This window comes from Streptomyces sp. NPDC040718, from assembly GCF_055593565.1.
This window is the reverse complement of record NZ_JBVIXO010000001.1, coordinates 1072666-1087507: the sequence shown is the minus strand read 5'-3', so window position 1 is coordinate 1087507 and position 14842 is coordinate 1072666. Positions and strand designations below refer to the sequence as shown.

Sequence of the window (14842 nt, the reverse complement as noted above, 5' to 3'; positions counted from 1 at the left end):
GACGCCGCTCCGTACCGCGGAAGAGCCGGTGGCCTAGGCCTTGGCCTCCGCCAGGAGCTTCTGGATCCGGGACACGCCCTCGACCAGGTCCTCGTCGCCCAGGGCGTAGGACAGGCGCAGGTAGCCCGGGGTGCCGAAGGCCTCGCCCGGGACGACCGCGACCTCGGCCTCGTCGAGGATCAGCGCGGCGAGCTCGACGGAGGTCTGCGGGCGCTTGCCGCGGATCTCCTTGCCGAGCAGCTCCTTGACCGACGGGTACGCGTAGAACGCGCCCTCGGGGGTCGGGCAGAAGACGCCGTCGATCTCGTTGAGCATCTTCACCATCGTCTGGCGGCGGCGGTCGAAGGCCTTGCGCATCTCGGCGACGGCGTCCAGGTTGCCCGAGACGGCGGCCAGCGCGGCGACCTGGGCCACGTTGGAGACGTTGGAGGTGGCGTGCGACTGGAGGTTGGTCGCGGCCTTGACGACGTCCTGCGGGGCGATGACCCAGCCCACGCGCCAGCCGGTCATGGCGTACGTCTTGGCGACGCCGTTGACGATGATGCACTTGTCGCGCAGGGCCGGGACCAGCACGGGCAGCGAGGTGAACTTCGCGTCGCCGTAGACGAGGTGCTCGTAGATCTCGTCGGTCAGCACCCACAGGCCGTGCTCGGCGGCCCACTCGCCGATCGCCTTCGCGTCGTCCTCGCTGTAGACCGCGCCGGTCGGGTTGGAGGGGGAGACGAACAGGACGACCTTGGTGCGCTCGGTGCGCGCGGCCTCCAGCTGCTCGACGGAGACGCGGTAGCCGGTGGTCTCGTCGGCGACGACCTCGACCGGGACACCGCCGGCGAGGCGGATCGACTCCGGGTAGGTGGTCCAGTACGGGGCGGGGACGATGACCTCGTCGCCCGGGTCGAGGATCGCCGCGAAGGCCTCGTAGATGGCCTGCTTGCCGCCGTTGGTCACCAGGACCTGGGAGGCGTCGACCTCGTAGCCGGAGTCGCGGAGCGTCTTGGCGGCGATGGCCTTCTTCAGCTCGGGAAGGCCGCCGGCCGGGGTGTAGCGGTGGAACCTGGGGTCGCGGCAGGCCTCGACCGCCGCTTCGACGATGTAGTCCGGCGTCGGGAAGTCGGGCTCGCCCGCGCCGAAGCCGATCACCGGGCGCCCGGCGGCCTTGAGGGCCTTGGCCTTGGCGTCGACGGCGAGGGTGGCGGACTCGGAAATGGCGCCGATGCGGGCAGACACCCGGCGCTCGGAGGAAGGCGTTGCAGAGGTCATGGGGCCAATCGTCCCAGACGGCCGAGAAGGCCCGCACACCGTTTCAATCACCGGACGGAGCAGATCCGGATGCCTGCTGTTCGACGTCACGGCCCGGACCACGTACACTCACCTGTCGTTGGTCCTCAACAGCCGCCCCGAAGCGTGAGCACTCCGTGCACTCGCCCGGATGCGGTAGGTTGGGGGACGCAACAAAGGGTCGTAGCTCAATTGGTAGAGCACTGGTCTCCAAAACCAGCGGTTGGGGGTTCGAGTCCCTCCGGCCCTGCTCCACACTCCTTCTCGGATGTGTGCGCAGGTACGTACTTCGATGCAACGCCGTGCGGCGCAACCGGGCGCGGCTACGGCCACGACCCGGATTCAGGTGAGAGACGTGACGGACGCCCTGGGCTCCATCGACATGCCTGACGCCGACAGCGACACTCGCGAGAAGAAGGCCCGCAAGGGCGGCAAGCGCGGAAAGAAGGGCCCCCTCGGGCGCCTCGCGCTGTTCTACCGCCAGATCGTCGCGGAGCTCCGCAAGGTCGTATGGCCCACCCGTAACCAGCTCACGACGTACACCACCGTGGTGATTGTCTTCGTCGTCATCATGATCGGTCTGGTGACCGTGATTGACTATGGGTTCCAGGAAGCCATCAAGTTCGTCTTCGGCTGATCCCCGCGGAGGGCGGCGCCTTGATGGGTGCCGCCTTTTTTCGCATGTTCGACCACCTTTTGTATCCAGGAAGAAGCAGCCACCGTGTCTGACCCGAACCTGAACGCGAGCCACGACTCCGTCGAGTCCGTCGAGGACCAGCTCGACATCGTCGAGGCGGCAGACGCTGTGGACCCCGACGAGGTCGAGCTCGCCGACGCCGAGGCCGGCATCGCCGCCGAGGAAGCCGCGCTGCACGTCGAGGACGAGGTCGACGCCGAGGCTGACGCCGACGAGGACGAGGACGCCGAGGACGAGGGCGCCATCGAGGACGAGGCCGACGCCGACGTCGAGATCGAGGACGTCGAGGAAGCCGCCCCGGCCGAGCCCGCCGAGCCCGTCGACCCCATCCAGGCCCTCCGCGACGAGCTGCGCCTGCTCCCCGGCGAGTGGTACGTGATCCACACCTACGCGGGCTACGAGAAGCGCGTGAAGGCCAACCTGGAGCAGCGCGCCGTCTCGCTGAACGTCGAGGAGTTCATCTACCAGGCCGAGGTGCCCGAGGAAGAGATCGTCCAGATCAAGAACGGCGAGCGCAAGAACGTCCGGCAGAACAAGCTGCCCGGTTACGTTCTCGTCCGCATGGATCTGACGAACGAATCCTGGGGCGTCGTCCGCAACACCCCGGGTGTCACCGGCTTCGTCGGCAACGCGTACGACCCGTACCCGCTGACCCTCGACGAGATCGTCAAGATGCTCGCCCCCGAGGCGCAGGAGAAGGCCGCCAAGCAGGCCGCGGAAGAGGCCGGCCTGCCCGCGCCCGCCGTCAAGCGCACCATCGAGGTCCTGGACTTCGAGGTCGGCGACTCGGTCACCGTCACCGACGGCCCGTTCGCCACGCTCCAGGCGACGATCAACGAGATCAACCCGGACTCGAAGAAGGTCAAGGGCCTCGTCGAGATCTTCGGCCGCGAGACCCCGGTCGAGCTGAGCTTCGACCAGATCCAGAAGAACTGATCTTCCGGATTCCAGCTTCCGAAACAGGTCAGACCAGCCCGTAAAGGGCGGTCTGACCTGCTCGGTTTTTAGCCCCGCGCCCTTACCCGTTATCGTGGTGCGGTATGCCTCCATCCGGATGACCGGAAGGACGGCTGAAAACTCTCACTAGGACCCGGAGAGAGCAATGCCTCCCAAGAAGAAGAAGGTCACGGGGCTTATCAAGCTCCAGATCAAGGCCGGTGCGGCCAACCCGGCTCCGCCGGTCGGCCCCGCGCTCGGTCAGCACGGCGTCAACATCATGGAGTTCTGCAAGGCCTACAACGCCGCGACCGAGTCGCAGCGTGGCATGGTCGTGCCGGTGGAGATCACGGTCTACGAGGACCGCTCCTTCACCTTCATCACCAAGACGCCGCCGGCCGCGCGCCTCATCCTGAAGAGCGCCGGCATCGAGAAGGGCTCTGGCGAGCCGCACAAGACCAAGGTCGCGAAGCTCACGCGTGACCAGGTCCGCGAGATCGCCACGATCAAGATGCCCGACCTCAACGCGAACGACATCGACGCCGCCGAGAAGATCATCGCCGGCACCGCCCGTTCGATGGGTATCACGGTCGAGGGCTGATCAAGCCCCTCGCAGTTCCCCAGTGGTAGGGCCAAGCGCTGGTCCGTACCACGACTCCATGCCTGAAGCACTTACACAGGAGCAGAAGTGAAGCGCAGCAAGACTCTCCGCGCTGCGGACGCCAAGGTCGACCGGGAGAAGCTGTACGCCCCGCTCGAGGCCGTCCGTCTCGCCAAGGAGACCTCCACCACCAAGTTCGACGCCACCGTCGAGGTTGCCTTCCGCCTGGGTGTCGACCCGCGCAAGGCCGACCAGATGGTCCGCGGCACCGTGAACCTCCCGCACGGCACCGGTAAGACCGCCCGGGTCCTGGTCTTCGCGACCGGTGACCGTGCTGCGGCCGCGGAAGCCGCCGGCGCCGACATCGTCGGCGACGACGAGCTGATCAACGAGATCGCCAAGGGCAACCGCCTGAACGAGTTCGACGCCGTCGTGGCGACCCCGGACCTCATGGGCAAGGTCGGCCGCCTCGGCCGCGTGCTCGGTCCGCGTGGTCTCATGCCGAACCCGAAGACCGGCACCGTCACCATGGACGTGGCCAAGGCTGTCACCGAGATCAAGGGTGGCAAGATCGAGTTCCGCGTCGACAAGCACTCGAACCTGCACTTCATCGTCGGCAAGGTCTCCTTCACCGACGAGCAGCTGGTCGAGAACTACGCGGCGGCCCTGGACGAGATCATTCGTCTGAAGCCGTCCGCCGCCAAGGGCCGCTACATCAAGAAGGCCGCCCTGAGCACCACGATGGGCCCCGGCATCCAGCTGGACTCCAACCGCACCCGGAACCTCCTCGTCGAGGAAGACCCGGCCGCGGTCTGATCCGGCAGGGCCTCACGGCTCGCCCGAGTGGCTGAACGGGCCCCTCGCTCCCTCGGGAGCGGGGGGCCCGTTTCCGTGCGCCGTGGCCGGTGTCCGTCCGGTGAGCGGTATCTCAGGAGCGCTCACGGTGCGCGGCCCCGTATGGTCATATGGATATCGATCAACACCAGGGGTGGGGACTCCATGCTCACGTACCGTAAGAAGACCGCAGGCGCCGCGCTGGCCGCCGTACTCCTCGTGGGTGGGGCCACGACGGCGTGCCAGGACGGCAAGAAGGCCGAGGGCGGCAAGGCGGCCCCCGCGGCGTCCGCCCCGGCCGCGGGGGCCTCCCCGTCCGGCTCCCAGGCCGCCAAGGGCGCCGCGGACGCGGCTCCGGCCGCGTTCCTGCAGAAGGCCAAGAAGACGTCCGAGGAGATCACCTCCGCCCGCTACACCCTGACGGGCACGGTCTCCGGGCAGCAGGTCACCTCCGAGGCCGCCATGCGGTTCAAGCCGTCCACGGCGATGTCGATGAAGACGACCTCGCAGGGCGCCGAATCCGGCACCGTGGAGATCCGCATGATCGACGGGGCCGTGTACCTGGGCTCCGAGGGCACGTGGCTGAAGTTCGACATGAAGGCCCTCGACCCGGCGACGGCGAAGAAGATGGAGAGCGCCCGGGGCGGCGCGAACAGCTCCGGCGAGAACCCGGGGGACCGGGCGGACCAGCTCATGGGTGCCAAGGACCTCAAGAACCTCGGCGAGGAGACCGTCGACGGGGTGAAGACCACGCACCTCTCCGGAACCGTCACGACCGAGCAGATGCGCGCCGACCTCGCGACGACCGGTGCTCCGGAGGCCAGGGAGCGCCGGGAGAAGAGCCTCAAGCAGCTGGAGGGCGAGGGCATCAAGAACCTCAACGTCGACATGTGGATCGACGAGTCCGGCCACACCAGGCAGGTCCGCACCCGCGGCGAGGGCACCAAGGGCCCGATGGACACGACCATCAAGTTCCTGGACTTCAACAAGCCGGTCGACATCGCCGCCCCGCCGGCCGACCAGGTCGTCGACCTCGCCGAGGTGATGAAGCGCTCCCGCGCCGGCTCCGGCACCGAGCAGGGCTGACCAGGCAGAACCCGCGGAGCGGATCCGCCGTACGGGCGGATTTGCTCTGCGGCGGATGGTTCGCGTACGCTTCCCGAGAAGCCAAAGACCGCTGGTCGTTGCCGTGCCTGCAAGGGTGCGGTGGCCGAAGGATCCGCTACTGCGGACGACCCGCGCAGGTGACTGTGGAAGGTTCCCGGGAATTCGTTTCCGGTCGAGCTACGCCCTGGCGCCTGCGCCGGGGCGTTTTGTATGTCAGCCCCTTCTGAGCGGTCCTCATCACCCGGAAGGAGGCGAACGCACCATGCCGACGCCCAACAAGGCTGCATCGGTGGCCGAGCTCAAGGACGCGTTCCAGAGCTCCAACGCCGCCGTGCTGACCGAGTACCGGGGTCTCACCGTCGCGCAGCTCAAGACGCTGCGTCGCTCCCTCGGTGAGAACGCCCAGTACGCCGTGGTGAAGAACACGCTGACCAAGATTGCGGCCAATGAGGCCGGGATCACCGCGCTGGACGAGCACTTCGCTGGTCCGACCGCGGTCGCCTTCATCACCGGTGACCCGGTGGAGTCGGCGAAGGCCCTGCGTGACTTCGCCAAGGAGAACCCGAACCTCATCATCAAGGCCGGTGTCCTTGACGGTAAGGCTCTCTCCGCCGACGACATCAAGAAGCTTGCGGACCTCGAGTCCCGCGAGGTTCTGCTCAGCAAGCTGGCCGGTGCGTTCAAGGGCAAGCAGTCTCAGGCTGCCTCGCTCTTCCAGGCGCTCCCGTCGAAGTTCGTCCGCACCGCGGAGGCGCTTCGGGTCAAGCTCGCCGAGCAGGGCGGTGCCGAGTAATTCGGCTCGCGCACTGATCCACGCCGCCTAGTGCGTGGGTCGTAGCGGGCCGTTACGCCCGCCTCTATATACATCCGGCACCTGCCGAATTAGTGGAAGGATCGCCCATCATGGCGAAGCTCTCTCAGGACGACCTCCTCGCCCAGTTCGAGGAGATGACCCTCATCGAGCTCTCCGAGTTCGTGAAGGCCTTCGAGGAGAAGTTCGACGTCACCGCCGCCGCGGCCGTCGCCGTTGCCGCCCCGGGTGCCCCGGGCGCCGGTGCCGTCGCCGAGGTCGAGGAGAAGGACGAGTTCGACGTCATCCTCACCGGCGCCGGCGACAAGAAGATCCAGGTCATCAAGGTCGTGCGCGAGCTGACCTCCCTGGGTCTGAAGGAGGCCAAGGACCTCGTCGACGGCACCCCGAAGCCGGTCCTCGAGAAGGTCAACAAGGAGGCCGCTGACAAGGCCGCCGAGGCCCTCAAGGCCGCTGGCGCGGGCGTCGAGGTCAAGTAACACCTCTGAGGCCGTCTGACGGCCTCTGCGAAGGGCGATCACCCGTAAGGGTGGTCGCCCTTTGGCGTATCCGCAGTGCCTGACTTGCCCTCGTCTCGTTGGGGAGTAGGGTGATCTTCGTTGTCCCGAAGCAGGGTCCGGAGATGATCCGCTCGGAGCACGGGGCCTTGACGAACGGCCAACGGCGCGCAATTCTCAGTCCCGTCGTGAGGTCGGCCAGCTCGATCCGAGATCCGAGGCATGGATCGACTACGAAGAGGGCAGTACTCATACGCGCTCTGTGTACGAGAGCCGCAGCGTGTTGGTTGAACAACGGTAGGGAAGGGCCTGTTGCCGGTTTCCGGAAACCTGGTCTGGACATCAGTGAGCCGAGTGGCTACACTGACCCTTTGCGCTGCCTGTTAGCTGTCCCCTGCCCGTCGCCAGGGGCATGCCCACGCTCGAGCACACCTGACTGACCGCCTCTGACCTGGCCTTTTCGCCAGATCGGGAGCACCTTGTCTTCTGTGTCGGCTGGGACCGGTACGCGCGTAGTGAGTCCGAGCCCTCGGAAGGACCCCCTCTTGGCCGCCTCGCGCAACGCCTCGACCAATACGAACAACGGTGCCAGCACCGCCCCGCTGCGCATCTCCTTTGCAAAGATCAAGGAGCCCCTCGAGGTTCCGAACCTCCTGGCGCTGCAGACCGAGAGCTTTGACTGGCTGCTCGGCAACGCTGCCTGGAAGTCCCGCGTCGAGTCGGCGCTTGAGAGTGGACAGGACGTCCCCACCAAGTCCGGTCTGGAAGAGATCTTCGAGGAGATCTCGCCGATCGAGGACTTCTCCGGGTCGATGTCGCTGACGTTCCGCGACCACCGGTTCGAGCCGGCGAAGAACTCCGTCGACGAGTGCAAGGAGCGCGACTTCACGTACGCGGCGCCGCTCTTCGTCACGGCCGAGTTCACGAACAACGAGACCGGTGAGATCAAGTCTCAGACGGTCTTCATGGGCGACTTCCCGCTCATGACCAACAAGGGCACCTTCGTCATCAACGGCACCGAGCGCGTCGTCGTGTCGCAGCTCGTCCGTTCCCCGGGTGTCTACTTCGACTCCTCCATCGACAAGACGTCCGACAAGGACATCTTCTCCGCCAAGATCATCCCGTCCCGGGGTGCCTGGCTGGAGATGGAGGTCGACAAGCGCGACATGGTCGGCGTCCGCATCGACCGCAAGCGCAAGCAGTCCGTCACCGTCCTCCTGAAGGCTCTCGGCTGGACCACCGAGCAGATCCTCGAGGAGTTCGGCGAGTACGAGTCCATGCGCGCCACCCTGGAGAAGGACCACACCCAGGGCCAGGACGACGCGCTGCTCGACATCTACCGCAAGCTCCGCCCGGGCGAGCCGCCGACCCGCGAGGCCGCTCAGACGCTGCTCGAGAACCTCTACTTCAACCCGAAGCGCTACGACCTCGCGAAGGTCGGCCGCTACAAGGTGAACAAGAAGCTCGGCGCCGACGAGCCGCTCGACGCCGGTGTGCTCACCACCGACGACGTGATCGCGACGATCAAGTACCTCGTCAAGCTCCACGCGGGCGAGACCGAGACCATCGGTGAGTCGGGCCGTTCGATCGTCGTCGAGACCGACGACATCGACCACTTCGGCAACCGTCGTCTGCGCAACGTCGGCGAGCTCATCCAGAACCAGGTCCGCACGGGTCTGGCTCGTATGGAGCGCGTCGTGCGCGAGCGCATGACCACCCAGGACGTCGAGGCGATCACGCCGCAGACCCTGATCAACATCCGGCCGGTCGTCGCCTCCATCAAGGAGTTCTTCGGCACCAGCCAGCTGTCGCAGTTCATGGACCAGAACAACCCGCTGTCGGGTCTGACGCACAAGCGTCGTCTCTCGGCGCTGGGTCCCGGCGGTCTCTCCCGTGAGCGGGCCGGCTTCGAGGTCCGTGACGTGCACCCGTCGCACTACGGCCGCATGTGCCCGATCGAGACCCCCGAAGGCCCGAACATCGGTCTGATCGGCTCGCTCGCGTCCTACGGCCGCGTCAACGCGTTCGGTTTCATCGAGACCCCGTACCGCAAGGTCGTCGACGGCCAGGTCACCGACGAGGTCGACTACGTCACCGCCGACGAGGAAGACCGCTTCGTCATCGCCCAGGCGAACGCCCGCCTGGACGACGAGCTGCGCTTCACCGAGGGTCGCGTCCTGGTCCGCAAGCGTGGCGGCGAGGTCGACTACGTCGAGCCGTCCGACGTGGACTACATGGACGTCTCGCCGCGCCAGATGGTGTCCGTCGCCACCGCGATGATCCCCTTCCTCGAGCACGACGACGCCAACCGCGCCCTCATGGGCGCGAACATGATGCGCCAGGCCGTTCCGCTCATCAAGGCGGAGGCCCCGCTCGTCGGCACCGGCATGGAGTACCGCTGTGCGGTCGACGCCGGCGACTCGATCAAGGCGGAGAAGGACGGTGTCGTCCAGGAGGTCTCGGCCGACTACATCACCGTCGCCAACGACGACGGCACGTACACCACGTACCGCGTCGCCAAGTTCTCCCGCTCGAACCAGGGCACCTCGGTCAACCAGAAGGTCATCGTCAACGAGGGTGACCGGATCATCGAGGCCCAGGTCCTCGCCGACGGTCCGGCGACCGAAGAGGGCGAGATGGCCCTCGGCAAGAACCTGCTCGTCGCGTTCATGCCGTGGGAAGGCCACAACTACGAGGACGCGATCATCCTGTCGCAGCGCCTCGTGCAGGACGACGTCCTCTCCTCGATCCACATCGAGGAGCACGAGGTCGACGCCCGTGACACCAAGCTGGGCCCCGAGGAGATCACCCGGGACATCCCGAACGTCTCCGAGGAGGTCCTCGCCGACCTCGACGAGCGCGGCATCATCCGCATCGGTGCGGACGTCGTCGCCGGCGACATCCTGGTCGGCAAGGTCACGCCCAAGGGTGAGACCGAGCTGACCCCCGAGGAGCGCCTGCTCCGCGCGATCTTCGGTGAGAAGGCCCGCGAGGTGCGTGACACCTCGCTCAAGGTTCCTCACGGTGAGATCGGCAAGGTCATCGGCGTCCGCGTCTTCGACCGCGAGGAGGGCGACGAGCTGCCTCCGGGCGTGAACCAGCTGGTCCGCGTCTACGTCGCCCAGAAGCGCAAGATCACCGACGGTGACAAGCTCGCCGGCCGCCACGGCAACAAGGGTGTCATCTCCAAGATCCTTCCGATCGAGGACATGCCCTTCCTTGAGGACGGCACGCCGGTCGACATCATCCTGAACCCGCTGGGTGTCCCGTCCCGAATGAACCCGGGACAGGTCCTGGAGATCCACCTCGGCTGGCTCGCCAGCCGCGGCTGGGACGTCTCCGGCCTCGCGGACGAGTGGGCGCAGCGCCTCCAGGCGATCGGCGCCGACCAGGTCGCCCCCGGCACCAACGTCGCCACCCCCGTCTTCGACGGTGCGCGTGAGGACGAGCTGGCCGGCCTGCTCCAGCACACGATCCCGAACCGCGACGGCGAGCGCATGGTGCTCCCGACCGGTAAGGCGCGCCTGTTCGACGGCCGCTCCGGCGAGCCGTTCCCGGACCCGATCTCGGTCGGGTACATGTACATCCTCAAGCTGCACCACCTGGTCGACGACAAGCTCCACGCCCGTTCGACCGGTCCGTACTCGATGATCACGCAGCAGCCGCTGGGTGGTAAGGCGCAGTTCGGTGGTCAGCGCTTCGGTGAGATGGAGGTGTGGGCGCTTGAGGCTTACGGCGCCGCTTACGCGCTCCAGGAACTCCTGACGATCAAGTCCGACGACGTGACCGGCCGCGTGAAGGTCTACGAGGCCATCGTCAAGGGCGAGAACATCCCCGAGCCGGGCATTCCCGAGTCCTTCAAGGTGCTCATCAAGGAAATGCAGTCGCTCTGCCTCAACGTGGAGGTGCTGTCCTCGGACGGCATGTCCATCGAGATGCGCGACACCGACGAGGACGTCTTCCGCGCGGCGGAGGAGCTCGGTATCGACCTGTCCCGGCGCGAGCCGAGCAGCGTCGAAGAGGTCTGACGGGCCTGACGGGGGCTCCTCACGGAGCCCCCGTCGCCCCCGGGACCGTTCAGACCATGATTGAGACTCGACCCCGAAAGAGGGATTGACGCACAGTGCTCGACGTCAACTTCTTCGACGAGCTGCGGATCGGCCTTGCCACCGCGGACGACATCCGAACCTGGTCACACGGCGAGGTCAAGAAGCCGGAGACCATCAACTACCGCACCCTCAAGCCCGAGAAGGACGGACTCTTCTGCGAGAAGATCTTCGGTCCTACCCGGGACTGGGAGTGCTACTGCGGCAAGTACAAGCGTGTCCGCTTCAAGGGCATCATCTGTGAGCGCTGTGGCGTCGAGGTCACGCGCGCCAAGGTGCGCCGTGAGCGCATGGGCCACATCGAGCTCGCCGCTCCCGTCACCCACATCTGGTACTTCAAGGGCGTCCCGTCGCGCCTGGGCTACCTGCTGGACCTCGCGCCGAAGGACCTCGAGAAGGTCATCTACTTCGCCGCGTACATGATCACGTTCGTCGACGACGAGCGCCGTCAGCGCGACCTGCCGTCGCTGGAGGCCCACGTCTCCGTCGAGCGCCAGCAGATCGAGAACCGCCGTGACGCGGACCTCGAAGGCCGTGCCAAGAAGCTCGAGAGCGACCTGGGCGAGCTTGAGGCCGAGGGCGCCAAGGCCGACGTGCGCCGCAAGGTGCGCGAAGGCGCCGAGCGCGAGATGAAGCAGCTCCGCGACCGCGCCCAGCGCGAGATCGACCGCCTCGACGAGGTGTGGAACCGCTTCAAGAACCTCAAGGTCCAGGACCTGGAGGGCGACGAGCTCCTCTACCGCGAGCTGCGTGACCGCTTCGGCACGTACTTCGACGGTTCCATGGGTGCGGCTGCTCTGCAGAAGCGCCTGGAGTCCTTCGACCTCGAGGAGGAGGCCGAGCGCCTCCGCGAGATCATCCGTACCGGCAAGGGCCAGAAGAAGACCCGTGCGCTCAAGCGCCTCAAGGTCGTCTCCGCGTTCCTGCAGACCAGCAACAGCCCCAAGGGCATGGTCCTGGACTGCGTCCCGGTCATCCCGCCGGACCTGCGTCCGATGGTGCAGCTGGACGGTGGCCGCTTCGCGACCTCCGACCTGAACGACCTGTACCGCCGCGTCATCAACCGCAACAACCGCCTGAAGCGCCTTCTCGACCTCGGTGCCCCCGAGATCATCGTGAACAACGAGAAGCGCATGCTCCAGGAGGCGGTCGACGCCCTCTTCGACAACGGCCGTCGCGGTCGCCCGGTGACGGGCCCCGGCAACCGTCCGCTGAAGTCCCTCAGCGACATGCTGAAGGGCAAGCAGGGTCGATTCCGTCAGAACCTTCTCGGCAAGCGCGTGGACTACTCGGCGCGTTCCGTGATCGTCGTCGGTCCGCAGCTGAAGCTGCACCAGTGTGGTCTGCCCAAGGCCATGGCGCTGGAGCTCTTCAAGCCGTTCGTGATGAAGCGCCTGGTCGACCTGAACCACGCGCAGAACATCAAGAGCGCGAAGCGCATGGTCGAGCGCGGCCGCACGGTCGTGTACGACGTGCTCGAAGAGGTCATCGCCGAGCACCCGGTGCTGCTGAACCGTGCGCCCACGCTGCACCGTCTCGGCATCCAGGCCTTCGAGCCCCAGCTGGTCGAAGGCAAGGCCATCCAGATCCACCCGCTCGTCTGCACCGCGTTCAACGCGGACTTCGACGGTGACCAGATGGCCGTCCACCTGCCGCTCTCCGCGGAGGCGCAGGCCGAGGCCCGCATCCTGATGCTGTCCTCGAACAACATCCTCAAGCCGGCCGACGGCCGTCCGGTCACCATGCCGACGCAGGACATGGTCCTGGGTCTGTTCTTCCTGACCACCGACGGTGAGCTCCGTGACGTCAAGGGCGAGGGCCGCGCGTTCGGCTCCACCGCCGAGGCGATCATGGCGTTCGACGCCGGCGAGCTCGCGCTGCAGTCGTCCGTCGACATCCGCTTCCCGGTGGGCACCATCCCGCCGCGCGGCTGGGTGGCGCCGGTCGCCGAGGAGGGCGAGCAGGAGTTCCAGCCGGGCGACAGCTTCCGTCTGAAGACGACCCTGGGTCGCGCGCTCTTCAACGAGCTGCTGCCCGAGGACTACCCGTTCGTCGACTACTCGGTGGGCAAGAAGCAGCTCTCCGAGATCGTCAACGACCTGGCGGAGCGCTACCCCAAGGTCATCGTGGCGGCGACGCTCGACAACCTGAAGGCGGCCGGCTTCCACTGGGCGACCCGTTCGGGCGTCACCGTGGCCATCTCCGACGTCGTCGTGCCCGAGGCCAAGAAGGCCATCGTCGCGGGCTACGAGGCTCAGGACGAGAAGGTCCAGAAGCAGTACGAGCGCGGTCTGATCACCAAGGACGAGCGCACGCAGGAGCTCATCGCGATCTGGACCAAGGCGACCAACGAGGTTGCCGAGGCGATGAACGCGAACTTCCCCAAGACGAACCCCATCTTCATGATGGTTGACTCGGGTGCCCGAGGAAACATGATGCAGATGCGACAGATCGCCGGTATGCGTGGTCTGGTGTCGAACGCGAAGAACGAGACCATCCCGCGTCCGATCAAGGCGTCCTTCCGTGAGGGCCTCACCGTTCTGGAGTACTTCATCTCCACGCACGGTGCCCGTAAGGGTCTGGCGGACACCGCCCTGCGTACCGCCGACTCGGGTTACCTCACCCGTCGTCTGGTGGACGTCTCGCAGGACGTCATCATCCGCGAGGAGGACTGCGGCACCGAGCGCGGCCTCAAGCTCAAGATCGGTGTCAAGGACGAGGCGGGTGTCCTCCGCAAGGCGGACGACGTCGAGACCTCCGTGTACGCCCGCATGCTGGCCGAGGACGTCGTCATCGACGGCAAGGTCATCGCGCCGGCGAACGTGGACCTCGGCGACGTGCTCATCGACGCCCTCATCGCGAACGGCGTCGAGGAGGTCAAGACCCGCTCGGTCCTGACCTGCGAGTCCGCGGTCGGCACCTGTGCCTTCTGCTACGGCCGCTCGCTGGCCACCGGCAAGCTCGTCGACATCGGCGAGGCGGTCGGCATCATCGCCGCCCAGTCCATCGGTGAGCCCGGTACCCAGCTGACGATGCGTACCTTCCACACCGGTGGTGTGGCCGGTGACGACATCACGCAGGGTCTGCCGCGTGTCGTCGAGCTCTTCGAGGCCCGTACCCCGAAGGGTGTCGCCCCGATCTCCGAGGCCGCCGGCCGCGTGCGGATCGAGGAGACCGAGAAGACGAAGAAGATCGTCATCACGCCCGACGACGGCAGCGAGGAGACGGCCTTCCCGATCTCCAAGCGCGCCAAGGTCATCGTGCACGAGGGCGACCACGTCGAGGTGGGCCAGAAGCTCACCATGGGTGCCACCAACCCGCACGACGTGCTGCGCATCCTCGGCCAGCGTGCCGTCCAGGTCCACCTGGTCGGCGAAGTCCAGAAGGTCTACAACTCGCAGGGCGTGTCGATCCACGACAAGCACATCGAGATCATCATCCGGCAGATGCTGCGCCGCGTGACGATCATCGAGTCCGGCGACGCGGAGCTCCTGCCGGGCGAGCTCGTCGAGCGCTCGAAGTTCGAGACCGAGAACCGTCGTGTGGTCACCGAGGGCGGTCACCCCGCCTCCGGCCGTCCGCAGCTGATGGGTATCACCAAGGCCTCGCTGGCGACGGAATCCTGGCTGTCGGCCGCCTCCTTCCAGGAGACGACCCGAGTCCTGACGGACGCGGCGATCAACGCCAAGTCCGACAGCCTCATCGGCCTCAAGGAGAACGTCATCATCGGTAAGCTCATCCCGGCCGGTACGGGCCTGTCCCGCTACCGCAACATCCGGGTGGAGCCGACCGAGGAGGCCAAGGCCGCGATGTACTCGGCCGTCGGCTACGACGACATCGACTACTCGCCCTTCGGCACCGGCTCCGGCCAGGCTGTCCCGCTGGAGGACTACGACTACGGCCCGTACAACGGCTGAGTCGGACACGTGCAGTAACCGCAGGGCGGTCACCCGAGAGGGTGGCCGCCCTGCGGCG

At 66.7% G+C, this 14842-nt stretch carries 10 protein-coding genes and 1 tRNA gene; 10 read left to right on the top strand and 1 reads right to left on the bottom strand.

The genetic code is table 11. From position 1 onward, the window contains the following. Positions 1-33: 33 nt before the first annotated feature. Positions 34-1260, bottom strand: a complete 1227-nt coding sequence (locus ACZ597_RS05065) for a pyridoxal phosphate-dependent aminotransferase (protein ID WP_471324980.1) — start codon at positions 1258-1260, stop codon at positions 34-36. A gap of 195 nt (positions 1261-1455) precedes the next feature. On the opposite strand from ACZ597_RS05065, the gene ACZ597_RS05060 reads away from it, so the two are divergent. The 10 genes from ACZ597_RS05060 to ACZ597_RS05015 all read left to right on the top strand — a co-directional run bounded on the left by ACZ597_RS05060 (position 1456) and on the right by ACZ597_RS05015 (position 14784). After that, a tRNA-Trp gene (locus ACZ597_RS05060) sits at positions 1456-1528 on the top strand. Positions 1529-1633: 105 nt separating this feature from the next. Beyond that, a complete protein-coding gene (secE, locus tag ACZ597_RS05055; RefSeq protein ID WP_045945273.1) occupies positions 1634-1915 on the top strand; it encodes a preprotein translocase subunit SecE in 282 nt (93 codons plus the stop codon). An 84-nt stretch (positions 1916-1999) separates the two neighbouring features. Next, on the top strand, positions 2000-2911 hold the full coding sequence (gene nusG / locus ACZ597_RS05050; protein ID WP_471324977.1) for a transcription termination/antitermination protein NusG: 912 nt from the start codon (positions 2000-2002) through the stop codon (positions 2909-2911). Positions 2912-3077: 166 nt separating this feature from the next. Further along, complete coding sequence (gene rplK / locus ACZ597_RS05045; RefSeq protein ID WP_007265885.1) at positions 3078-3512, top strand: 50S ribosomal protein L11; 435 nt, start codon at positions 3078-3080, stop codon at positions 3510-3512. An 87-nt stretch (positions 3513-3599) separates the two neighbouring features. Further along, the gene (gene rplA, locus ACZ597_RS05040) at positions 3600-4328 is read left to right on the top strand and encodes a 50S ribosomal protein L1 (RefSeq protein WP_007265886.1); all 729 of its coding nucleotides are present in this window, start codon (positions 3600-3602) and stop codon (positions 4326-4328) included. A gap of 183 nt (positions 4329-4511) precedes the next feature. Beyond that, a complete protein-coding gene (locus ACZ597_RS05035) occupies positions 4512-5432 on the top strand; it encodes an SCO4651 family lipoprotein (RefSeq protein ID WP_471324974.1) in 921 nt (306 codons plus the stop codon). A gap of 283 nt (positions 5433-5715) precedes the next feature. Next, positions 5716-6246, top strand: coding sequence for a 50S ribosomal protein L10 (rplJ, locus tag ACZ597_RS05030; protein WP_401452325.1), 531 nt, complete (start codon positions 5716-5718; stop codon positions 6244-6246). Positions 6247-6356: 110 nt separating this feature from the next. Then, on the top strand, positions 6357-6743 hold the full coding sequence (gene rplL / locus ACZ597_RS05025; RefSeq protein ID WP_388934867.1) for a 50S ribosomal protein L7/L12: 387 nt from the start codon (positions 6357-6359) through the stop codon (positions 6741-6743). A 563-nt stretch (positions 6744-7306) separates the two neighbouring features. Next, a complete protein-coding gene (rpoB, locus tag ACZ597_RS05020) occupies positions 7307-10789 on the top strand; it encodes a DNA-directed RNA polymerase subunit beta (protein WP_470967996.1) in 3483 nt (1160 codons plus the stop codon). A 95-nt stretch (positions 10790-10884) separates the two neighbouring features. Then, positions 10885-14784: a DNA-directed RNA polymerase subunit beta' gene (locus tag ACZ597_RS05015; protein WP_405979191.1), complete on the top strand. Its 3900-nt coding sequence runs from the start codon at positions 10885-10887 to the stop codon at positions 14782-14784. Positions 14785-14842: the final 58 nt, after the last annotated feature.

Coding starts and splice junctions, on each gene's coding strand:
- ACZ597_RS05065 (WP_471324980.1), bottom strand. CDS start 1,260: ATGACCTCTGCAACGCCTTCCTCCGAGCGCCGGGTGTCTGCCCGCATC.
- rplK (WP_007265885.1), top strand. CDS start 3,078: ATGCCTCCCAAGAAGAAGAAGGTCACGGGGCTTATCAAGCTCCAGATC.
- ACZ597_RS05035 (WP_471324974.1), top strand. CDS start 4,512: ATGCTCACGTACCGTAAGAAGACCGCAGGCGCCGCGCTGGCCGCCGTA.
- rplJ (WP_401452325.1), top strand. CDS start 5,716: ATGCCGACGCCCAACAAGGCTGCATCGGTGGCCGAGCTCAAGGACGCG.
- rplL (WP_388934867.1), top strand. CDS start 6,357: ATGGCGAAGCTCTCTCAGGACGACCTCCTCGCCCAGTTCGAGGAGATG.